The 20,059-nt window shown below is 72.0% G+C and carries 21 protein-coding genes; 11 read left to right on the top strand and 10 right to left on the bottom strand.

Annotated features, from left to right (window positions below; all coding sequences use genetic code 11):
- From ACW9J6_RS33595 to tyrS, 6 genes are all read right to left on the bottom strand, one after another.
- On the bottom strand, positions 1–1,362 hold a 1,362-nt coding region (locus ACW9J6_RS33595), incomplete at its 3' end, for a methyl-accepting chemotaxis protein (RefSeq protein ID WP_457120672.1).
- A gap of 578 nt (positions 1,363–1,940) precedes the next feature.
- Positions 1,941–2,198 carry a hypothetical protein gene (locus ACW9J6_RS33600; RefSeq protein WP_457120673.1) on the bottom strand — a complete coding sequence of 86 codons (258 nt, stop codon included), beginning with the start codon at positions 2,196–2,198 and terminating at the stop codon, positions 1,941–1,943.
- A gap of 327 nt (positions 2,199–2,525) precedes the next feature.
- On the bottom strand, positions 2,526–2,897 hold the full coding sequence (locus ACW9J6_RS33605) for a hypothetical protein (protein ID WP_457120674.1): 372 nt from the start codon (positions 2,895–2,897) through the stop codon (positions 2,526–2,528).
- Between the two features lie 275 nt (positions 2,898–3,172).
- Positions 3,173–3,478 (bottom strand): hypothetical protein, encoded by a 306-nt coding sequence (locus tag ACW9J6_RS33610; RefSeq protein WP_457120675.1) that lies wholly within the window; start codon positions 3,476–3,478, stop codon positions 3,173–3,175.
- A 270-nt stretch (positions 3,479–3,748) separates the two neighbouring features.
- Positions 3,749–3,910, bottom strand: coding sequence for a hypothetical protein (locus ACW9J6_RS33615; protein WP_457120676.1), 162 nt, complete (start codon positions 3,908–3,910; stop codon positions 3,749–3,751).
- A 117-nt stretch (positions 3,911–4,027) separates the two neighbouring features.
- Positions 4,028–5,302: a tyrosine--tRNA ligase gene (gene tyrS / locus ACW9J6_RS33620; RefSeq protein ID WP_457120677.1), complete on the bottom strand. Its 1,275-nt coding sequence runs from the start codon at positions 5,300–5,302 to the stop codon at positions 4,028–4,030.
- Between the two features lie 108 nt (positions 5,303–5,410).
- Between tyrS and ACW9J6_RS33625 the strand changes: the two genes are divergently transcribed.
- The 6 genes from ACW9J6_RS33625 (at position 5,411) to ACW9J6_RS33650 (ending at position 11,895) form a co-directional block, all read left to right on the top strand.
- Positions 5,411–6,538 carry an anhydro-N-acetylmuramic acid kinase gene (locus ACW9J6_RS33625; RefSeq protein WP_457120678.1) on the top strand — a complete coding sequence of 376 codons (1,128 nt, stop codon included), beginning with the start codon at positions 5,411–5,413 and terminating at the stop codon, positions 6,536–6,538.
- Positions 6,535–7,128, top strand: coding sequence for a DUF3578 domain-containing protein (locus ACW9J6_RS33630; RefSeq protein ID WP_457120679.1), 594 nt, complete (start codon positions 6,535–6,537; stop codon positions 7,126–7,128). Before ACW9J6_RS33625 ends, ACW9J6_RS33630 begins: the two co-directional genes overlap by 4 nt.
- 384 nt (positions 7,129–7,512) lie before the next feature.
- Positions 7,513–8,613 (top strand): chorismate synthase, encoded by a 1,101-nt coding sequence (aroC, locus tag ACW9J6_RS33635; RefSeq protein ID WP_457120680.1) that lies wholly within the window; start codon positions 7,513–7,515, stop codon positions 8,611–8,613.
- Between the two features lie 281 nt (positions 8,614–8,894).
- A complete protein-coding gene (gene ribB / locus ACW9J6_RS33640; RefSeq protein WP_457120700.1) occupies positions 8,895–9,977 on the top strand; it encodes a 3,4-dihydroxy-2-butanone-4-phosphate synthase in 1,083 nt (360 codons plus the stop codon).
- 38 nt (positions 9,978–10,015) lie between these two features.
- Entirely contained in the window at positions 10,016–10,894 is an 879-nt protein-coding gene (locus tag ACW9J6_RS33645; protein WP_457120681.1) for a LysR family transcriptional regulator, read from the top strand.
- A 68-nt stretch (positions 10,895–10,962) separates the two neighbouring features.
- Positions 10,963–11,895 (top strand): AEC family transporter, encoded by a 933-nt coding sequence (locus ACW9J6_RS33650; protein WP_457120682.1) that lies wholly within the window; start codon positions 10,963–10,965, stop codon positions 11,893–11,895.
- Here ACW9J6_RS33650 and ACW9J6_RS33655 read toward each other — a convergent pair.
- Positions 11,882–12,811 carry a histone deacetylase family protein gene (locus ACW9J6_RS33655; RefSeq protein ID WP_457120683.1) on the bottom strand — a complete coding sequence of 310 codons (930 nt, stop codon included), beginning with the start codon at positions 12,809–12,811 and terminating at the stop codon, positions 11,882–11,884. The two genes, ACW9J6_RS33650 and ACW9J6_RS33655, sit on opposite strands and share 14 nt — an antisense overlap.
- Before the next feature lie 193 nt (positions 12,812–13,004).
- On the opposite strand from ACW9J6_RS33655, the gene ACW9J6_RS33660 reads away from it, so the two are divergent.
- The 4 genes from ACW9J6_RS33660 (at position 13,005) to ACW9J6_RS33675 (ending at position 16,743) form a co-directional block, all read left to right on the top strand.
- Positions 13,005–13,586 carry a L,D-transpeptidase gene (locus tag ACW9J6_RS33660; RefSeq protein ID WP_457120684.1) on the top strand — a complete coding sequence of 194 codons (582 nt, stop codon included), beginning with the start codon at positions 13,005–13,007 and terminating at the stop codon, positions 13,584–13,586.
- 161 nt (positions 13,587–13,747) lie between these two features.
- The gene (locus ACW9J6_RS33665; RefSeq protein WP_457120685.1) at positions 13,748–14,185 is read left to right on the top strand and encodes a hypothetical protein; all 438 of its coding nucleotides are present in this window, start codon (positions 13,748–13,750) and stop codon (positions 14,183–14,185) included.
- Positions 14,186–14,297: 112 nt separating this feature from the next.
- Positions 14,298–16,301 (top strand): acetyl-CoA carboxylase biotin carboxylase subunit, encoded by a 2,004-nt coding sequence (locus ACW9J6_RS33670; RefSeq protein WP_457120686.1) that lies wholly within the window; start codon positions 14,298–14,300, stop codon positions 16,299–16,301.
- Positions 16,302–16,314: 13 nt separating this feature from the next.
- Positions 16,315–16,743 (top strand): gamma-glutamylcyclotransferase family protein, encoded by a 429-nt coding sequence (locus ACW9J6_RS33675; protein ID WP_457120687.1) that lies wholly within the window; start codon positions 16,315–16,317, stop codon positions 16,741–16,743.
- 79 nt (positions 16,744–16,822) lie between these two features.
- Here ACW9J6_RS33675 and ACW9J6_RS33680 read toward each other — a convergent pair whose 3' ends face one another.
- Both ACW9J6_RS33680 and ACW9J6_RS33685 read right to left on the bottom strand, forming a co-directional pair.
- Complete coding sequence (locus ACW9J6_RS33680; protein WP_457120688.1) at positions 16,823–17,305, bottom strand: DUF192 domain-containing protein; 483 nt, start codon at positions 17,303–17,305, stop codon at positions 16,823–16,825.
- Between the two features lie 96 nt (positions 17,306–17,401).
- On the bottom strand, positions 17,402–18,016 hold the full coding sequence (locus ACW9J6_RS33685; RefSeq protein WP_457120689.1) for a cold-shock protein: 615 nt from the start codon (positions 18,014–18,016) through the stop codon (positions 17,402–17,404).
- 462 nt (positions 18,017–18,478) lie between these two features.
- On the opposite strand from ACW9J6_RS33685, the gene ACW9J6_RS33690 reads away from it, so the two are divergent.
- The gene (locus ACW9J6_RS33690) at positions 18,479–19,438 is read left to right on the top strand and encodes a heparan-alpha-glucosaminide N-acetyltransferase (protein ID WP_457120690.1); all 960 of its coding nucleotides are present in this window, start codon (positions 18,479–18,481) and stop codon (positions 19,436–19,438) included.
- Between the two features lie 21 nt (positions 19,439–19,459).
- Here the strand turns inward: ACW9J6_RS33690 and efp are convergent, their stop codons facing one another.
- Positions 19,460–20,026: an elongation factor P gene (efp, locus tag ACW9J6_RS33695; protein WP_457120691.1), complete on the bottom strand. Its 567-nt coding sequence runs from the start codon at positions 20,024–20,026 to the stop codon at positions 19,460–19,462.
- Between the last annotated feature and the right edge of the window lie 33 nt (positions 20,027–20,059).

Genomic DNA, 20,059 nt, shown 5'->3' on the forward strand with positions numbered 1-20,059 from the left:
GGAGATCTCCTCGGTGGCCCGCGCCGTCTGGCCGGCCAGTTCCTTCACCTCGGCGGCCACCACGGCGAAGCCGCGACCCGCCTCGCCGGCCCGCGCGGCCTCGATGGTGGCGTTCAGGGCGAGGAGGTTCGTCTGCGCGGCGATGCCGGCGATGACCTCGACGATGCCTCCGATCCGCCCGGCAGCCTCGCTGAGAGCCCCCACCAGGGCGGCGGCCTCGTCCGCCTCGCCGACCGCGCACCGGGCCAGCTCCGCCGAACCGCTCACTTGGCGACCGATCTCCTCCACTGACGCTCCGAGCTCCTCCGCCGCCGCGGCGACGGTGGCCACGTTCGAGGCGGCCTGTTCGGCGGCGGCCGCCACGGTCGTCGATTGGCTGGCGGTCTCGGTGGCGGTGTCCGCCATGCCCTCGGACGTGGCGCGCAACTGCGTCGCCCCCGCGGTGACCCCGGCCACGATGCCGCTGACCGCCGCCTCGAAGCGCTCGGCCACCTCTCGGAGCGCCAACCGCCGCCGCGCCTCCCCGTCGGACCGCGCCCGGGCCGCCTCCTGCTCCAGCTCCCGCGTCCGAGCAAGCCCTACGCGGAAGACCTCGACGGCGCGCGCCATCGCGCCGATCTCGTCGCGGCGCGCGGTCCCGGCGACGGGGATGTCGACCTGCCCTTCGGCGATGTGCCGCATGGTCTGCGCCAAGCCGGCCAAGGGCCGCATGGCCCGGCGCAGGCCGAGCGCGAGCACACCGGTCCCGACCAGGACCAGGATGAGACCGATGCCGAACGCCCGCCACACGGTCGCATCCAGCGCCGCGAGGTAGTCGGCCTTGCGTACGCCGACGTAGAGGATGCCCAGGACCTCGCCGGCGGGATCGAGGATGGGTTCGTATGCGGTGAAGGTCGGGGTGCCGAGAACGTCGGCCTCGCCGCGGTAAGCTTCGCGCCGTACCAGGACGGCGTCGCGGACCGGCCCCTGGGCGAGCTTGGTGCCGGTCGCGCGCTTGCCGTCCGCACCGACGACGTTCGTGGCGAGGCGGGTGTCGCCGACAAAGATTGTGGCGTTGCCGCCCAAGACCTCGCGGACGCGGTCGACGGCCGGCTCGGCCGTGTCGACGACGTGGGTGCCGACGCGCAACTGGCCGTCAACGACCGAGAAAGTCGCCGCGCCGCCCTCGTCGGCGAGGGTGAGACGCAGCAGCCTCATGTTGCGGTCGAGGGCCTCGCCGGCGCGGCGGCCCATGTCGGCGCGCAGGTCGGCGAGCATGAGGGCGAGGGCGCCGGCGCAGGCCAGGGCGGTCACGGCGATGCCGATCAGGCTGATCCGGGTCGTGAGTGAAAGGCCGATCATCCAGGGTCTGCGCGTCGACATAGAGTGTCCCCGAAGAGCAAGTGGCGGCACTCCTCCGATTGACGAAGGAAGCCGCGTCGAAACTCGTCCGCATCGGCGCTGAACGTCTCAGAGGCGAGGCTGAACCCGGGCACATACAGTCGCAGAACACCTTAAAGCAATCTTGTCAAAATCTTAGGATCAACGCTCACGAGGGTATATTACTCAAGTTCAATGGGCTTAGACGAACAGAGCTAGTCCCAGTATCAGATGATACGATTGCATCAGATTATAGAAGCACTCTTTTAACACTGTGGCGAATGGCTTGGCGGTTCCGCGTGAGTGCTCGGGGTTGCCGCACACGGTGATGTGCCGCCGTCCTGCGCCATCGGGAACTAACGAGGATCGGCGACTTAGCCGCGGCGGGGATTGCGGCGCGGCACACCCGCAACATGTGACCCCTGCATTGCGCCCCAATTGCGTGAGGAGTGAGTTCAGGCGAGCAGAGGCTCTGAGATCACCCGAATGGGTGATGCGGCGCGAGCGCGTACCGGATACGGCCCACCCGTCTACCAGACGTCTCTTGGCCCGCCCGGCGTAGCTGCGGCGGGCCCTCTTTTTCAGGCCGGCCGCGCCAGCAGGATGGCAAATCCGATCGCCATTCGCTTCATCGTCTCATCAGTCGTCTCGTCAATCGCGAGGCGAGCAAGACGCGGTTCGGCTGCCACCGCGGCTCCAATATCGACCGTGATCCCGCTGGCGATCTCACGCCTTGTGGTGGAGCCATCTGCGAGGAAACTCTTCACGGCGGCGTTTAGCTGTTCCTCGGTGACGATCCCTGCCCGGAGCAGATCGCCGATCGTGACTGGTGCCGACAAGCCAATCCTCCCGTCCGGATGCGCAGTCGCCGAAAAGTGGAATGGCGCAGACGCGACATGGGTGGTGCAAGTGGCGGACCGGGCCGAGATCGGTCCAGACTGTAGCCCGGTCCGCCGGCCGCCTCGAGGAGAGCACCCGACACGGCGCGTTAGACTTAGCTTAGGCGGGCGACTGTTGCTGTCGGTCTCCTCGAAAACCGGTGAGGCCGTTGCGCTGATCACGCATTTGTGAGTCCTGTCGGGCGGCGGTGCGCGGCTATCCGCCCGAGCGCGTTGAGCTCTTCAGACGCCTAAGTTCTGAGGCGTGACAGGGTAGATTAACCCGAATCAGAGCCTTCTCGTCCAAACTTCCGCCTCGCCGCGCCCCGGCTTGTCCTTCCAGGACGTCCAGTGGTGCTGGCGCAGGTAGCGCTCCGTCACCTCGAACACCGGATAGGAGCACGGTATCAGCACGCCGCACCAGTCGCCGCGAATCGCGCCAGCCTCCGGGTGGACGCCGAACAGGGTCAGGGTGTCCCAGCCGAGCCGGTCGGCCTCGGTTCCGAACTCGTCCACGAAGCGGCGGCAGTTCTCCAGGGTTGTCGCCCAATCCTCAGGCCGGAAGCCGGGGCAGGGCGCTTGGCCGGGCGAGAGGCTGGCGAGGCCGCGGGACCATTCGAGAGCAGTGGGGGAGGGAGCGGCGCGGGCGAGATCGAACATCGCGCGACCGTAGCCGGGCGGACCGCGTCGGGCGAGTCCTGGCACCTGGGGTCACCCGCACGGAGAACGCGCGCGGAACGTGGACCGCATCGTGGACCGCATGACCGGCAAAAGCGGCGCTTTCCGGTCCACGAGAGTGACAAAAACACTAGCAATTTCAACGATCCAAGTATGGCGCACCACGTTCGGGACGTGGGGGTCGCAGGTTCAAATCCTGCCACTCCGACCAATGTCTTCAAGGGCTCATGCCCTTTCCCGAGATCCCCCTTCACATTCTACCCGGCCGGTGTCGATCGCTGGCTCGTCGCGCCCGCCTCGGGGCGTCGTGATCCCATCAACGACGCGGATCGGCGGGGCGCGGAGGCGGCGAGGTCGAGCTGCCACCGAGTCGCGTTCGTGTCGAGGGTCGCGCATCCGAACCGGTCGAGGCGCTGCAGCTGCAGGCCGACCGCCCGGGGACCGGCGATGAGCGCCGCTCCCTCGACCTCCCGGTCGCGGCGGATCGTCAGGTTGAATGGGTTTGTCCTGGTGATGACCGGCACGATGCGCGGCAGCCCCGGCGCGCCGAAGCGCTCGCGCACGCGGCGCACCGTCCCGCCGCGTCAAGGACGGATCTCGCGACCTGAGAGGTGCCGCCCGTCCATCGGGCGCCGGGGTGACGAGGAGCAAAATCGGGCCGAGACGAGGTGTCGGCGGCGCTCCGGACGGCTCGACCGGACGGCGGCGCGATCTCCGCGCCGATCGCGGCGCGCGAGGAGACCGGGGAGGGCGGCCCCGCCGCGCCGTCCGCAGCCGAGCCCTCGTGTCGCGCGTGCGGCCCCCCGGCCTCGCCGGCGGGCCGCGGGGCGGCGTTAGCGGCCGCTGGATCCGCCCCCGGCGGAGTTCGAGGCGGGCTTGTTGTTCTCCTCGGCGTTGCTCGAGGCGGCCGACGAGCTGTTCGCCGGCCGGCCCTGAGCGAGGGCCGGGCCGGCCAGCACGAACAGGGCTGCCGTCAGGGTCGCGACTTTCCGCATGGTAGGTCTCCTGTCTCGGGCCGACCACGAGGGCGGCGCGACCGGGGAAACGCCGTCCCGCGGGGTTTGTTCGCCGCAGCCCGCGCCAGACTCAGGCCCGGGCCCCGCACGAACCCCTCAGACGGGTCGCAGCAGCACGTGCTTCTTGCGCCCGAACGACAGCTTGATCACCCCGTCCGCGGTGAGGTCGCCCTCGCCCAGGGTCGCCCGCTCGTCGGTCACGGCGGCGTCATTCACCTTGAGGCCGCCGCTGCGCACCTGCCGCCGCGCCTCGCTGGTCGAGGGCAGGAGCCGGGCGTGGTCCGGGCCGAAGGCCGCCAGCACGCCGAGCCCGGCAGCGAGGGCCGCCCGAGGGATCTCGACGGTCGGCAGCGTCTCGGGGGCGGCGCCCTCCTCGAAGGTCCGCCGCGCCGTCTCGGCGGCGGCCTCCGCCGCCTCGCGGCCGTGCAGCAGCGCCGTCGCCTCGGTGGCCAGCACCTTCTTGGCCTCGTTGATCTCGGCACCGCCGAGCGCCGCGAGCCGGTCGGTCTCGGGTAGCGGCAGCAGGGTGAAGAGGCGCAGGAAGCGGCCCACATCCGCGTCCTCGGTGTTGCGCCAGAACTGCCAGTACTCCCAGGGCGAGAGCAGGTCCGGGTTGAGCCACACCGCGCCCGAGGCGGTCTTGCCCATCTTGGCGCCGGAGGCCGTGGTCATCAGCGGGCAGGTCAGGGCGTGGAGCTGCGGCGTGCCGAGCCGGCGGCCGAGGTCGATGCCCGTGACGATGTTCCCCCACTGGTCGGAGCCGCCCATCTGCAGGGTCACCCCGTAGCGCCGGTTCAGCTCCACGAAGTCGTAGGCCTGCAGGATCATGTAGTTGAATTCGAGGAACGACAGCTCCTGGTCCCGCTCCAGCCGCAGGCGCACGCTGTCCATCGACAGCATCCGGTTCACCGAGAAGTGGCGCCCGACCTCGCGCAGCATCTCGATGTAGTTGAGCTGGGTCAGCCACTCGGCGTTGTCGGCCATGCGGGCGTCGCCCGGCCCGTCCCCGAAGCGAATGAAGCGGGCGAAGGTCTTGCCGATCTCGGTCTTGTTGGCGTCGATCTGCTCGACCGTCAGGATCTTGCGGGTCTCGTCGCGGCCGGACGGGTCGCCGACCCGGGTGGTGCCGCCGCCCATCAGCGCCACCGGCGTCCCGCCGGTCGCCTGCAGCCAGTGCAGCATCATGATCGAGAGCAGGTGCCCGATATGGAGCGAGGGCGCCGTGCAATCGTAGCCCACATAGGCGGTCAGGCGGCCCTCGCGGGCGGCCTCGTCCACCCCGGCGAAGTCGGAGCATTGGTGGACGTAGCCGCGCTCGATCAGGACCTTCAGGAAGTCGGAGCGGGGCGCGAAGTCGGTGGGCGCGGCCATGGGGGCCTCTCGTGCGGCGGCGGGACAGGGCCCGCCCGCCGTGCTAGCTCGGGTGTGACGGCGCGGCGCTCATAGCAGCGCCCGGCCCGAAACGCACGGGGGCGGATGATGATGCGGGCGATCGGCCTGATGAGCGGCACCTCCCTCGACGGGGTCGACGTGGCGCTGATCGAGACCGACGGCGAGGCCGTGCGGGTGACCCGCGGCCATAACGGCCACGCCGCGCCCCTCGGCCCGACCGGCTACCGCGCCTATTCGGACGAGGACCGCGCCCTGCTCGGACGGGCGCTCGCCGACGCGGCGGGGCTGCGGGAGCGCAGCGCCCGCCCGGGCTGCCTCCCCGAGGCGGAGGCCCTGATCACCCGGCGCCACGCGGAGGCCGTGGAGGCCTTCCTGGCCGAGAACGGGCTCGCGCCCGCCGACATCGCCCTCGTGGGCTTCCACGGCCAGACCGTGATCCACCGGCCCGGGGAGGGGCTCACCGTGCAGATCGGCGACGGGCCGAGCCTCGCCCACCGCCTGGGCATCCCGGTCGTGCACGACCTGCGCGCCGCCGACGTGGCGGCGGGCGGGCAGGGGGCGCCGCTGGTGCCGGTCTTCCACCGAGCCCTCGCCCGCGCCTGCGGGTTCGACGGGGCCCTCGCGGTCCTCAACATCGGCGGCGTCGCCAACGTCACGCTGATCGGCGCGGATGACGGCCTCCTCGCCTTCGACACGGGGCCCGGCAACGCGCTTCTCGACGACTGGATGCGCGAGCGCGCCGGGGCCGAGGCCGATTTCGGCGGCAGCACCGCCGCCGCCGGGCGCCCCGACGAGGCGCTGCTCGCCTGGCTCCTGACCCATCCGTACTTCATCCGCCGCCCGCCGAAATCCCTCGACCGGAACTGGTTCTCGCACCGGATCGCCGGCCACCTCTCGACGGAGGACGGGGCCGCCACGCTGACCGCCTTCACGGTGCGGGCGATCCTGCGCGCCCTCGACTTCGCGGAAACAGTGCCGCCGCGCTGGATCGTCGCCGGGGGCGGGGCGAAGAACGCCGAAATGCTGCGCCTGCTCCGCCACCACCTGCGGGCCGAGGTCACCGTCGCCGACGACCTCGGCTGGTCCTCCTCGCACCTCGAAGCGCAGGCCTTCGCCTATCTGGCGGCGCGCTCGGCCCGCGGGCTGCCGCTCACCCTGCCGACGACGACGGGCGTGGCGCGGGCGACGACCGGCGGCGTCACGGCGCATCCGTGAGCCTCGGCCACGCGCTCGCCCGGATCATCCGCGAGTACCCGCTCGCCCGCCTCGACCCGCTGCCCGGCCATCCCCTCGCGCACGTGATCCGCAAGGGCGCGCCCGACGAGGTGCGGGCGGCCCTGCCGGAGGCGGCGCGCGGCTTCCCGGTCAAGGGCAGTCCCGGCCGGGGCCGGCACTGGGCGGCGGTGCCCTGGATCGCCGTATTCGATCCCGCCGTGACACTCAGCGCCACGGAGGGGTTCTACCTCGTCTACCTGTTCCCGGCCGACCGCGAGGCGGTCCATCTCTCGCTCGCGCAGGGCACCGTCGCGGCGATGCGGGCGCACGGACCTCGGGCCGAGGCGCATCTGCGCGCCGACGGAGACCGCCTGCGGGCGCGGCTCGCGGATGTCGCCGAGGCCCTGCCCATAAGCGCGATCGGCCTCGGCGCCGAGGGCGAGCTCCCGCGGGGCTACGCGGCGGCCCATATCCGCGGCGTGAGCTACGATCTCGCGGATCTCGGCGACGAGCGCCGCCTGCGGGCCGACCTCGCCGCCGGGCTCGACGCCTACCGGGCGCTGCGGGAGCGCGGCGGGCTCGGGGAGTAAAGCCGATTTGTCCCGGCCCCCGTCCCGCGCTAGTGCTTCGGGCCATGATGCTTGCCGATCCCGGCGCGGGGAACCCGTCTCCCGTGGGATCGTCCGGATCCACGCGGCGCCGTCTGAGCGATCGGTTCGAGGAGGAGCGCGTTTCCCCTCTCCCGGGTGGGAGAGGGGTCAGGGGTGAGGGTGGCTCGGCTTAAGCAGGAAGGCGGAAACGGTGCCGCTGGCAGCTGAACGGTTCCATTTTCTTGCTGAACCCGAGCCACCCTCACCCCTAACCCTCTCCCACCCGGGAGAGGGGACCCCGCGCTCTACCTCGACACGTTCGTTTGACGGCGGCCCGTGATCCGGCCGGCCGAGCATCAGGCCCCAGGACCCGACCGCCCCGCCATGTCGCACAACAGCTTCGGCCACCTCTTCCGCGTCACCACCTTCGGCGAGAGCCACGGCCCGGCCCTCGGCTGCGTGGTCGACGGCTGCCCCCCGCTCATCCCCCTCGAGGCCGAGGAGATCCAGGCCGAGCTCGACCGGCGCCGACCGGGGCAGTCGCGCTTCACGACGCAGCGCCGCGAGCCGGATGCCGTGCGCATCCTCTCGGGCGTCTTCGCGGACGACCGCACCGGTGGGCGCCAGCTCACCACCGGCACGCCGATCGCCCTGATGATCGAGAACGTCGATCAGCGCTCGAAGGATTATTCGGAGATCCGCGACAGCTACCGGCCCGGCCACGCCGACTACACCTACGAGGCCAAGTACGGCATCCGCGACTATCGCGGGGGAGGGCGCTCCTCGGCCCGCGAGACCGCCGCCCGGGTGGCGGCCGGCGCCATCGCCCGCAAGGTCCTGCCGGGCGTGACCATCCGCGGTGCCCTGGTCCAGCTCGGCCCGCACACGATCGACCGCGCCCGCTTCGACTGGAACGAGGTCGGCAACAACCCCTTCTTCTGCCCCGACGCCAAGGCCGCGGCCGAGTGGGCCGAGATCCTCGACGGAATCCGCAAGGAGGGATCCTCCATCGGCGCGGTGATCGAGGTGGTGGCCGAGGGCGTGCCGCCGGGGCTCGGCGCGCCGGTCTACGGCAAGCTCGATGCCGACCTCGCCGCCGCGATGATGTCGATCAACGCCGTGAAGGGCGTCGAGATCGGCGACGGCTTCGCGGCGGCCGCGCTCCGCGGCGAGGACAATGCCGACGAGATGCGCCCAGGCAACGACGGCGGGCCGGCCTTCCTCGCCAACCACGCGGGCGGCATCCTCGGCGGCATCTCGACCGGGCAGGCGATCGTCTGCCGCTTCGCCGTCAAGCCGACCTCCTCGATCCTGAACCCCCGCGCCAGCGTCACCCGCGACAACCGGGCGACCGACGTCGTCACCAAGGGCCGCCACGACCCCTGCGTCGGCATCCGCGCCGTGCCCGTCGGCGAGGCGATGATGGCCTGCGTGCTCGCCGACCACTATCTGCGCCACCGCGGCCAAGTCGGTGAACCGGCCTGATTCAGCGGCACTGAACGCCGGAGCCGATTTCAGTTTCGCTGAAATGCCGGCCCGGCTATGATGCGCTCGTGAAACTCGGCGACTGGCTTCGGCAGCAGGGCGTGTCCCGCATCGACTTCGCGCGGCGCTGCGGGCTCTCGCCCGCGGCGGTGACGGGCCTGTGCAACAACCCCGCCGCCTGGCTGTCGCGGGAGACGGCGGCGCTCGTCGCCCGGGAGACCGGCGGAGCCGTGACGCCGAACGATTTCCTGGGCCTGAGCGCCCCGCGTCAGGAGAGCCCCATGCCCCATGCCACCGTCGTCGAAGCCATCGAGGCCTTCGCCCGCGGCGAGATCGTCGTCGTGACGGACGACGACGACCGCGAGAACGAGGGCGACCTCGTCGTCGCCGCCTCGCTCTGCACGCCCGAGAAGATGGCCTTCATCATCCGCAACACCTGCGGGATCGTCTGCGCGCCGATCACCGGCGCGGAGGCGCGGCGCCTGCGGCTCGAACCGATGGTGGCCTCGAACGATGCGCCGCTCGGCACCGCCTTCACGGTCACGGTCGACGTGAAGCACGGGCTGACCACCGGCATCTCGGCCGAGCAGCGCTGCAACACCGTGCGGGCGCTCGCCAACGGCAACATGGGCGCCGCCGACTTCGTGCGGCCGGGCCACGTCTTCCCGCTGATCGCCCGGGACGGCGGCGTGCTGATGCGCTCCGGGCACACGGAGGCGGCGGTCGACCTCTGCCGGCTCGCCAAGCTCCCGCCCGTCGGCGTGATCTGCGAACTTGCCAACGACGACGGCACCGTGATGAAGGGGCCGCAGATCGATGCCTTCGCGGAGAAGCACGGCCTGCACCGGATCTCGGTGGCGGACCTCATCGCCTACCGCCAGGCCCGGGAGAAGCTCGTCGAGCGGGTCGGCACCTTCCCGGTCAAGACCGAGTGGGGGACGCTCACCGGCTACGCCTACACCACGCCCTTCGAGCCGATGCAGCAATTCGCCTTCGTGCACGGGCGGATCGGCGATGGGCGCGACATGCTGGTGCGCCTGCACCGCTCGAACGTCGTCGCGGACGTGGTCGAGGGCGGCCGGGCGATCGCCTGCGTGATGCGCCGCTTCGCCCAGGAGGGGCGGGGCGTGCTCGTCTACCTGCGCGACGGCACCGCGGGCGTGCCGCTGACCTCCTTCCGCGAGGAGGAGAGTGGCGCCGAGGCGGCCCGGGTGCACCAGTGGCGGGAGATCGGGCTCGGCGCCCAGATCCTGCGCGACCTCGGCGTCGCCTCGATCCGCAACCTCTCTTCCGCCTCGCGCTCCTACGTGGGCCTGTCGGGCTTCGGGATCGAGCTTCTCGGGGACGAGCCGCTCGAAGGATAGCCGGACGGGCCGGGCGACCGGGATTGCGAGGCGAGGTCATGTCCCTGCGCGCGCTCCGCACCCTGGTGGCCATCGCCCGCAACGGCTCCTTCGCGCGGGCGGCGGAGGCGGTGGGCCTGACCCAATCCGCGGTCAGCCTGCACGTGCGCGCCCTGGAGGAGGAGTTCCGGGCGGTGCTGTTCGACCGCTCGCGCCGCCAGCCCGTCCTCACCGATGCCGGCCACGCGGCCGTCGCCCGGGCGCAGGAGATCCTCGCCCTCTACGACGGGCTGCCGGCCGAGCTGGAGGCGGGCGGGGGGCTGGCCGGGCGCCTGCGCGTCGGCGCGATCCAGACGGCGCTGACCGGGCCGGTGCCCGACGCGCTCGCGGCCCTGCGCGAGACCCATCCGCGGCTGCGGGTGGTGATGGTGTCGGGCATGTCCGCCGAACTCGCCGTGCGGGTCGACAGCGGCGACCTCGACGCCGCCGTCACCACCGCGCCGGTGCGGCCGCATCCTCCCGGGCTCGTCGCCACGCCCCTCTACGAGGAGGGGTTCTGGGTCGTCGCCCCGCCCGGGCTGGAGGGGCTGGGATCCCGCCGCATCCTGCAGGATCTGCCGTTCCTGCGCTTCGACCGGCGCGCCTGGGCCGGCCGCACCCTCACGCAGGAGTTGCGCCGGATGCGGCTTCCCCTGGAGGGCGACGTCGAACTCGACAGCATCGAGGCGATGCTGCGGATGGTGAGCAAGGGGCTGGGCGCCGCGATCCTGCCCTTGTCGGAGGCCGCCCGACGCGCCCTGCCGCCGCTGACCTGCCTGCCGTTCGGCGAGCCGCAGAAGCGCCGGACCGTGGTGCTGCTGGAGCGCGAGGACCGGCCGGCCCAGCGCCTCGCGGCGGCGCTCGGCGAGGCGGTGCGCGACGCCGCCCGCGATCCTTGAGCGGAACTTGGGTCGCGCACGAGAACTTCGCGTTTTTCCTCAAGCGAGCGCGCCCCTATGGTCGCCGCATGATCGCCACCGTGCTCCTCGCGCTCCTCCCGATCGCGCTCCTCATCGGCCTCGGGGCGGCGTTCCGCCGGGCCCGGTTCCTGGCGGAGAGCTTCTGGCCGCAGGCCGAGCGGCTCGGCTACTACGTGCTGCTGCCGTCGCTGTTCGTGCACGGGCTATCCACCGCCCGGCTCGACGGGGTGCCGGTGGCAGGCTTGGTCGCGGTGCTGGTCGCCTCGACGCTGGCGGTGGCCGGGATCCTGGTGGCCCTGCGGCCCTGGCTCGGCGGCAGCGGCGCCGCCTTCACCTCCGTCTTCCAGGGCGGGGTGCGTTTCAACAACTACGTCGGCGTCTCGGCGGCAGCGGGGCTGTTCGGCGCCCAGGGCGTCGCGCTCGCGGCGGTGGCGAACGCCGCCATCGTGCCGACGGTCAACGTGCTCTGCGTGCTGGTCTTCGCGCGCTTCGGCGCGGGCCTGCGCTTCGACCCCGCCACGGTCGCTCGCCAGCTCGTCCTCAACCCGCTCGTGGTCGCCTGCGCGATCGGCATCGGCCTCAAGGCGACGGGGCTCGGTCTGCCGCCGGGGATCGACACGCTGCTGCGGGCGCTGGGCCAGGCCTCGCTGCCGCTGGGCCTGCTCTGCGTGGGCGCGGCCCTCGACCTCGCGGCGGCGCGGACCTGGCTGCGGCCGGTCCTGGTCGCCTCGGCGGCGAAGTTCGTGCTGATGCCCGCCGCGACCCTGATGGCCTGCCGCCTGCTCGGGCTCCAGGGCGCCGCCGCGACGACCGCCCTGCTGTTCCAGGCCCTGCCGACCGCCTCGTCGTCCTACATCATGGCCCGCCAGCTCGGGGGCGACGCGCCGCTGATGGCCGGGATCACCGCGGCCCAGACGATCCTCGCCGGGGCCGCCATCCCGCTGGTGCTGCTCGGCTTCCTCGACCTCACCGGCCCATGAGCGTCTCGACATGGGCGGCGACCGACTTCGCCAGCCCGTCGAGGTCGTAGCCGCCCTCCAGCACCGACACGACCCGGCCGCCCGCGTGGCGGTCGGCGAGGTCCATCAGCCGGCCCGTCGCCCAGGCGAAATCCTCCTCGGTCAGCCGCAGGTTGGCGAGCGGATCGCGCCAATGGGCGTCGAAGCCCGCCGAGATCACGATCAGGTCCGGCCGGAACGCGTCGACCCGCGGCAGGATCGCTGCCTCGAACGCCTCCCGGAAGCGCTCGCCGTCGTCGCCCGCGTGGAGCGGCGCGTTGACGATCGTGTCGTAATCGCCCCGCTCGGAGGCGGCGCCGGTGCCGGGATACAGCGGCATCTGGTGCGTCGAGCCGTACAGCACCGACTTGTCGCGCCAGAAGATGTCCTGCGAGCCGTTGCCGTGGTGCACGTCCCAGTCGACGAGGGCGACGCGCTCGGCTCCGTGCGCCCTCTGCGCGTGGCGCACGGCCACCGCCGCCTGGTTGAAGAAGCAGAAGCCCATGGCGCGGCTGCGCTCGGCGTGGTGGCCCGGGGGGCGCATCGCCGCGAAGGCGTTCGCGACGCGGCCGGCCATGACCTCGTCCACCGCCTGCACGGCGGCGCCGAGCGCGCGCTGCACCGCCTCCAGCGTGCCGGGCGACATCACCGTGTCGGAATCGATCGCCACCAGCCCCTCGTGCGGCGCGGCCTCGGCGATCGCCGCCACGTAGGCCTCGGGATGGGCCAGGGTCGCGACCGAGAGGTCGGCCCGGGGTGCCTGCTCGCGCACGAGGCCCGAGAACCGCTCGTCCTCCAGCGCGTGCTCGATGGCGCGGATGCGGGCCGCGCGCTCGGGATGGCCGTGCGGCGTCGCGTGGTCGAGGGAGGCGGGATGGCAGAGAAACAGCGTCGTCATGCCCGATCAGGCCCTCGCGGCCCCTCCCTGCGTCTGGTCGACACCGTGGCAGGAGGCTGGCCGCGGCGCAACACGCCCGGTCTTTCGCGCGCCGGCCGGGATGAAACGGCTTCGCGCGCGAACGGCCACGCTCTACGACTTCATCACCGGTCAACCATGCCACGACCGGCTCGACCGAGGTCCGGACCGTCCCATGCGCCGCGCAGCTCTCGCCCTCATCACTGCCGCGCTCCTGTCGGGGTGCAGCTACAGGAGCATACCGGACCCGTCCCTCTCGGCGCAGGACGCGGCCTGGATGGCGATGATCCCGGATGCCGACCCCGACCCGCGCTTCGCCCGCTACCTGATCGACGACCCGACCGGTGAGCCGCCCGGCACCATCGTGGTCCAGACCAAGGAGCGCCAGCTCTACTACGTGCTGCCCGACCGCAAGGCGGTCCGCTACGGCGTGACCGTGGGCGACGAGGCCTATGGCTGGACCGGCACCGCCCGCGTCTTCCGCAAGGCCGCGTGGCCCGACTGGAACCCGCCCGCCGAGATGGTCAAGCGCTGGCCGCACGTCCACCCGATGAAGGGCGGCCCGGCGAACCCCCTCGGCGCCCGCGCCCTCTACCTCGCGGACGGCGACAAGGACACGCTCTACCGCATCCACGGCACCAACGAGCCGGAGCGGATCGGGCAGGCGGCGTCCTCGGGCTGCATCCGCATGCGCAACATCGACGTGGTCGACCTCTACAACCGGGTCGGGCTCGACGCGAAGGTGATCGTGCGCTGACCGCGCCGGCAACCATTCGCCAACTCTGCCTTCTTGCCCAAGCTTAACCTGAACGGGGATTCAGATTCGGGCGTTAACCGGTGAGCGGATCACCGTCGTGCATAGTCCTTCTCACACAGGGACAAGCACCGGCACCAAAAACAGCCGGGGAGGCACGACAGATGATCAAGAACTCGCTGCAAGATTTCTGTAACCGTATGGTCGCCAAGGCCACGATCACGGCAGAGGACGTGCGCGACCTGAGCCGGACGATCCTGCCCGACGGGTTCGCCTGCCGGGAGGAGGCCGACATGCTGATCGGCCTCGACCGGGCGGTGGCGCGGGCGGATGCGGATTTCGCGGATTTCCTCGTCGCGAGCGTGGTCGACCTCGCGGTCTGGGGCGAGCGCCCGACCGGCCAGATCGACGCCGAGACGGCCCGCTGGCTCGCCGCGTCCCTGTGCTGCGGCACCGGCCCGACCGCGACGGGCGCGCGCATCGCCGTCGAGGTGGTGCGCGAGGCCCACGTGACGGACCCGGCGCTCATCGCCTTCGCGCTCAGCGTGAACCGCCTGCGCGCCGCCGAGGAGCCGGCGATCCGGCCCGCGCTCGCCGCCTGAGGCACCCCCTTCCTTTCGCTGCTTTCGCGCCGCGCGCCGATGCTTTAACGGGATTTGAGCTTGGGCTTGACCGCTCAGGCCCCGTCCTCCCACGGCTCGAGTGCGCGCTTCGATGTTCGACAAGATCCTGATCGCCAACCGCGGCGAGATCGCCTGCCGCATCATCAAGACCGCGCGCCGGATGGGGATCAAGACGGTCGCGGTCTATTCCGACGCCGACCGGGACGCGGTCCACGTGGCCCTGGCCGACGAGGCCGTCCATATCGGCCCGGCCCCCGCGGCGCAGTCCTACCTCGTCATCGACAAGATCATCGACGCCTGCAAGCGGACCGGGGCGCAGGCGGTGCATCCGGGCTACGGCTTCCTGTCGGAGCGCGAGGCCTTCCCGAAGGCGCTGGAAGCGGCCGGGATCGTCTTCATCGGCCCCAATCCCGGCGCCATCGCGGCGATGGGCGACAAGATCGAGTCGAAGAAGGCGGCCGCCGCCGCCGAAGTCTCGACCGTGCCGGGCTTCCTCGGCGTGATCGAGGACCCCGACCACGCGGTGCGGATCGCCGACGAGATCGGCTATCCCGTCATGATCAAGGCCTCCGCCGGCGGCGGCGGCAAGGGCATGCGCATCGCGCACTCGGCCGACGAGGTGGCGGAGGGCTTCGCCCGCGCCCGCTCGGAGGCGGCCTCCTCCTTCGGCGACGACCGGGTCTTCATCGAGAAGTTCATCACCGACCCGCGCCACATCGAGATCCAGGTGATCGGCGACAAGCACGGCAACGTGATCTACCTGGGCGAGCGCGAGTGCTCGATCCAGCGCCGCAACCAGAAGGTCATCGAGGAGGCGCCGTCCCCGCTCCTCGACGAGGCGACCCGGCGCCGGATGGGCGAGCAGGCCGTCGCCCTCGCCAAGGCCGTGAACTACGATTCCGCCGGCACCGTCGAGTTCGTCGCCGGCCAGGACAAGTCCTTCTACTTCCTGGAGATGAACACCCGGCTGCAGGTCGAGCACCCGGTCACCGAGATGATCACCGGCCTCGACCTCGTCGAGCTGATGATCCGGGTGGCGGCCGGCGAGAGGCTGCCGATCGGCCAGGACGCGGTGACGCTCAACGGCTGGGCGGTGGAGAGCCGGGTCTACGCCGAGGACCCGACCCGCAACTTCCTGCCCTCGATCGGCCGGCTCACCACCTACCGCCCGCCGGCCGAGGGGGCGCAGGGCGGCGCGACGATCCGCAACGACACCGGCGTCGAGGAGGGGAGCGAGATCGCGATCCACTACGACCCGATGATCGCCAAGCTGGTGTCCTGGGCGCCGACCCGCCGGGAGGCGATCGCCGCGCAGGCGCAGGCCCTCGACGCCTTCGCGATCGACGGCATCCGCCACAACATCCCGTTCCTCGCCGCCCTGATGCAGCATCCGCGCTGGCAGGAGGGCCATCTCTCCACCGGCTTCATCGCCGAGGAATTCCCGGGCGGCTTCGAGGCGCCCAAGCCCGAGGGCGAGGTGGCCAAGCGCATGGCCGCGGTGGCGGCGGCGATCGACCACCAGTTCAACGAGCGCAAGCGCGGCATCTCGGGCCAGATGCGCGATCCCCGGCACCTGCGCTTCGAGCACGAGCGGGTGGTGGTGCTCGGGGAGCAGCGCTTCGACCTCACCGTCGAGACCGTGGAGAGCGGCGTCGCGGTCGCCTTCGCGGACGGCACCGCCTGGCCGGTCGAGAGCGACTGGCGCCCCGGCGAGCCGGTCTGGACGGGGTCTGTCGGCGGGGCCCGCGCGGCCGTGCAGGTGCGCCCGCTCCTCAACGGCGTCTTCCTGCAGCACGCCGGGGCCGCGGCCGAGGCCCGGGTCTACACGCGCCGGGAGGCCGAACTCGCGGCGCTGATGCCGGTCAAGGCAGTGGGCGGCTCGGGCAAGCAGCTCCTCTGCCCGATGCCGGGCCTCGTGAAGAGCATCATGGTCACCCCCGGCCAGGAGGTGAAGGCCGGCGAGCCGCTCGCCATCGTCGAGGCCATGAAGATGGAGAACGTGCTGCGCGCCGAGCGCGACGGCACGGTGCAGACCATCCAGGCCAAGGAGGGCGACAGCCTCGCGGTCGACGCGGTGATCCTGGAATTCGCCTGAGGCCGGGCCGGCCGTGCCGCTCTACTTCGCGTACGGCTCCAACATGGACCGGGCCGCCATGGCCCGGCGCTGCCCCGCCTCGACGGTCCGGGGCGTCGGGCGGCTCCTGCGCCACCGCCTCGTGATCATGCGGGAGGGCTACGCCTCCGTGACCCGCGATCCGGGGGCGACGGTCTGGGGACTGGTCTGGGACCTCGCCCTCTCGGACGTGCCGGCCCTCGACCGCTACGAGGGCGTCGCGAGCGGCCTCTACGTGAAGGCGCAACAGCCGGTGGCGACCGGGGAGGGGATCCGCCGGGCGCTCGTCTATCTCGGCCGCGGCGAGGGCGGGGTGCCGCGCCCCGGCTACCTGGAGGGTGTCATCGCGGCGGGCCGGGAGGCGGGGCTGCCGGAGCCCTACCTGCGCGACCTCGCGCGGCTGCGGTCCCGCGCCGGCGGTTGAGCTCGGGACCGCCAGGACCGGTCCCTGCCGCCCGACTCCTCCGCGCCCGACTGGCCCTCGGTCTGACTTGTCCTTGGCCCTACTTGCCCTTGAACAGCGGGTGCTCGACCTTGTCGCCGACCCGGATCCCGAGCTTGGCGGCCGTCCCGGCATTGATCTCCAGCACGCCGAGCACCGGGCCGCCGGAGGCGATCGTCCGGGTCGAGAGCGGCTCGGTATTGGCCGCGATGTGCGACACGGTCCCGTCCGGGCGGATGAACAGCATGTCGAGGGGCAGGTAGGTGTTCTTCATCCACATGGTGACGGGCGCCACCTGCGCGAAGTCGAACAGCATGCCGTGGTCGGCCGCCATGGTGCGGCGGAACATCAGCCCCTGGGCGCGGCTCGCGTCGTCGCGCATCACCTCCACCTGGAAGGCGTGGCGGCCGTTGCGGGACGCGATGGCGAGGGGCTCGGTCGGCCCCTCCGCGCGGGCCGGAACGACGGCGAGCGCGAGCAGGACGGCGAGGGCGGTGAGCGCCGCGGCGAGAGCGGCGCGGGGACGCGTGAGGATGTGCGGCATAGCAGGGAAGTAGAGCCTCGACCGGCGGCGGGACACCCGCCTCGTCGGAAATTGCGGCGGTTCCCGCGATCGGCGGGCCGTCCCGCGGGATCGTGATCAGTGCGAGGCGGGCAGAGTGCCCTCGGCGAGGCGGACCTCGGCGGCCATCAGGCCCTTCGAGCCGTCGCCGTAGCGCACCATCACGGTCTCGCCCGGCTTCAGTTCGGCGATTCCGTAGCGCCGCAGGGTCTCCATGTGCACGAAGATGTCCGGCGTCCCGTCGCCGCGGCTCAGGAAGCCGAAGCCGCGCAGGCGGTTGAACCACTTCACCACCGCGGTCTCGAGGCCGCTCGTCGGCACCACCGTGACATGCGTGCGCGGCATCGGCAGTTCGGCCGGGTGCGTCGCGGTCGACTGGTCGAGGGAGATCACCCGGAAGGCCTGCCAGCCCCGCGCGCGCTGCACCGCCTCCACGACGATGCGCGCGCCCTCGCTCGCGCTCTGATGCCCGTCGCGCCGCAGGCACGTCACGTGCAGCAGCACGTCCGGCGCGCCGTTGTCCGGCACGATGAAGCCGAAGCCCTTGGCCACGTCGAACCACTTGATGCGGCCGCTGATCTCCACGAGGTCGAGGGGCGCGTCAGCCTCGGCATCCGCGGCGCGCTTCACGCTGGCCTCGAATGCGCTCCCGGGCCGAGGGCCGAGGGGGCCTGAACCGACTTCGTCCGACATCGTAAGCAACCCACACCGAATCACGCGCCGCGATTCACCCGGAGCTTAACAAAGTCATGACTTCGGGGAAGCCCGAATCATCGCCTAATCCCCGGGTGGAGCGCGGGATCTGCCGCCCGACTGCCCGCGCTCCTGCACCCGGTTGCACGCGGTCCGTGCAGGCCGCCGCTCCGCTCATCAGTCCGGTATCGTGTTTCGCCGCGTGAGCCGGGGTTCCGTGCTGTCGTGTCGCAGGGATCGACCGGCTTAGCCGTCTCCGCTAAGCCTTCGGATCAATGCCGGGCGCGCTTTCGCGGCGGTTGGTTTCTGTCGGGTTGCGGCTTGTTGTCGAAAGATCACGCACATCTGGCTCAAGATATCGACGGGCGGGCGACGGGGAGGCCGGCCCGCTCGGGCGCGATCTTCCGCCTTGGCGCGGCATTCCGTCGCCTCGTTTCCGCCCCGCGCTCCGGTCGCCTGGAGGTGGTCGACGCGGCGCGCGGGGCGGCCCTCGTCGCGATGGCGCTCTACCACACGACCTGGGACCTCGGCTTCCTGCGGCTCACGCCGGAGAACGCCGCCCTGACGCCCCTGGGGCGGGCGGCCGCGCACGGGATCGCCGGGAGCTTCCTCCTGCTCGTCGGCTGGAGCCTCGTCCTCGCCCAGGGCCGGGCCTTCCGGCCGCGCGCCTTCCTGGGGCGGCTCGCGCGGGTCGGGGTGGCGGCGGCCGCGATCTCCCTCGCGACCCTCCTGATCTTCCCCGACAGCTGGATCTTCTTCGGGGTCCTGCACTGCATCGCGCTGTCGAGCCTGCTCGCCCTGCCGGCCCTGCGCCTCCCGCCTCCGTTCGTCGCCGCGGCGGGGCTCGCGGTGATCGCCGCCCCCGCGGCTCTGCGCTGGAGCGGGGCGGAGATCCCCGTCCTCGACGCGCCGGGCCTGCTCTTCCTCGGCCTCGCCCGGGCGGTGCCGTCCACGAACGACTACGTGCCGCTCTTCCCCTGGTTCGGCTGCGTGCTGCTCGGCGTCGCCCTCGGGCGGTGGCTCGGGCCGCGCCTCGCCGCCTCGCGCCTCGGCGCGTGGCGCCCCGCCTCGCCGGGCGCACGCCTGCTCGCCGGGGCCGGCCGGCACAGCCTCGCCCTCTACCTCGTGCACCAGCCCGCGCTGCTCGCGGTGCTGTCCGGCGTCGCGCTCCTCACCGGCCCGCATCCCCGCGCCGGAGAGGCGGGCTTCCGGCGCGACTACGAGCAGAACTGCGCGGTGGCGGGCGGGCGGCCGGACCAGTGCCGCGCGGCGGCGCGCTGCCTGCTCGGGCGCCTGCGCGACGAGGGGTTGTGGGAGGCGGCCGGACGCGGCGCGCTCGCGCCGGAGCAGCGCGCCCGCGCCGTCATGCTGTCGCGGGCCTGCTTCGCCGAGCAGGATCCGCCGGCGCCGCGGGATCCGTGAGGACCCCGGCGGCCGTCCCGGTCAGTCCTTGGCGCGCTCCACGTAGGAGCCGTCCGCCGTCATGATGACGACGCGGGTGCCGGTGGTGATGTGGGGGGGCACCAGGGTGCGCACGCCGTTCGAGAGCGTGGCGGGCTTGTAGGACGAGGAGGCCGTCTGGCCCTTGGTCACCGGCTCGGTGTCGGTGATCTCCAGGGTCACGCGCTGCGGCAGCTCGATGGAGAGCGGCACGCCGTTGTGCAGCGAGAGCATCACCGCCATGCCTTCCTGCAGGTAGGCGGCCTGGTCGCCGATCACGTCCTGCGGCACCGCGACCTGCTCGTAGGATTCCGGGTTCATGAAGTGGAACCCCTCGCCGTCCGAGTACAGGAAGGTGTGCTCCCGGTCCTCCACGAAGGCGCGCTCCACCTGCTCGGTGGTGCGGTAGCGCTCGGACACCTTCACCCCGTCGGTGATGCGGCGCATGTCGAGCTGCGTCACGGGGGTGCCCTTGCCGGGATGGATGTTCTCGGCGGAGAGGATCACGTAGAGGCGGCCGTCCTTGTCGACGACGTTGCCTTTGCGAAGCGAGCTGGCGATCACCTTCACGGGTCGGGTCCTAGGAGCGAGCGTTGACAGAAT

It is taken from the genome of Methylobacterium sp. JK268 (genome assembly GCF_054052225.1).

What these genes read in the sequence shown, in the direction of transcription:
- ACW9J6_RS33605 (WP_457120674.1), bottom strand. Translation starts at nt 2,897, where the DNA reads ATGTTCGATCTCGCCCGCGCCGCTCCCTCCCCCACTGCTCTCGAATGG.
- ACW9J6_RS33615 (WP_457120676.1), bottom strand. Translation starts at nt 3,910, where the DNA reads ATGCGGAAAGTCGCGACCCTGACGGCAGCCCTGTTCGTGCTGGCCGGC.
- tyrS (WP_457120677.1), bottom strand. Translation starts at nt 5,302, where the DNA reads ATGGCCGCGCCCACCGACTTCGCGCCCCGCTCCGACTTCCTGAAGGTC.
- ACW9J6_RS33625 (WP_457120678.1), top strand. Translation starts at nt 5,411, where the DNA reads ATGATGCGGGCGATCGGCCTGATGAGCGGCACCTCCCTCGACGGGGTC.
- aroC (WP_457120680.1), top strand. Translation starts at nt 7,513, where the DNA reads ATGTCGCACAACAGCTTCGGCCACCTCTTCCGCGTCACCACCTTCGGC.
- ribB (WP_457120700.1), top strand. Translation starts at nt 8,895, where the DNA reads ATGCCCCATGCCACCGTCGTCGAAGCCATCGAGGCCTTCGCCCGCGGC.
- ACW9J6_RS33645 (WP_457120681.1), top strand. Translation starts at nt 10,016, where the DNA reads ATGTCCCTGCGCGCGCTCCGCACCCTGGTGGCCATCGCCCGCAACGGC.
- ACW9J6_RS33650 (WP_457120682.1), top strand. Translation starts at nt 10,963, where the DNA reads ATGATCGCCACCGTGCTCCTCGCGCTCCTCCCGATCGCGCTCCTCATC.
- ACW9J6_RS33655 (WP_457120683.1), bottom strand. Translation starts at nt 12,811, where the DNA reads ATGACGACGCTGTTTCTCTGCCATCCCGCCTCCCTCGACCACGCGACG.
- ACW9J6_RS33660 (WP_457120684.1), top strand. Translation starts at nt 13,005, where the DNA reads ATGCGCCGCGCAGCTCTCGCCCTCATCACTGCCGCGCTCCTGTCGGGG.
- ACW9J6_RS33665 (WP_457120685.1), top strand. Translation starts at nt 13,748, where the DNA reads ATGATCAAGAACTCGCTGCAAGATTTCTGTAACCGTATGGTCGCCAAG.
- ACW9J6_RS33670 (WP_457120686.1), top strand. Translation starts at nt 14,298, where the DNA reads ATGTTCGACAAGATCCTGATCGCCAACCGCGGCGAGATCGCCTGCCGC.
- ACW9J6_RS33680 (WP_457120688.1), bottom strand. Translation starts at nt 17,305, where the DNA reads ATGCCGCACATCCTCACGCGTCCCCGCGCCGCTCTCGCCGCGGCGCTC.
- ACW9J6_RS33685 (WP_457120689.1), bottom strand. Translation starts at nt 18,016, where the DNA reads ATGTCGGACGAAGTCGGTTCAGGCCCCCTCGGCCCTCGGCCCGGGAGC.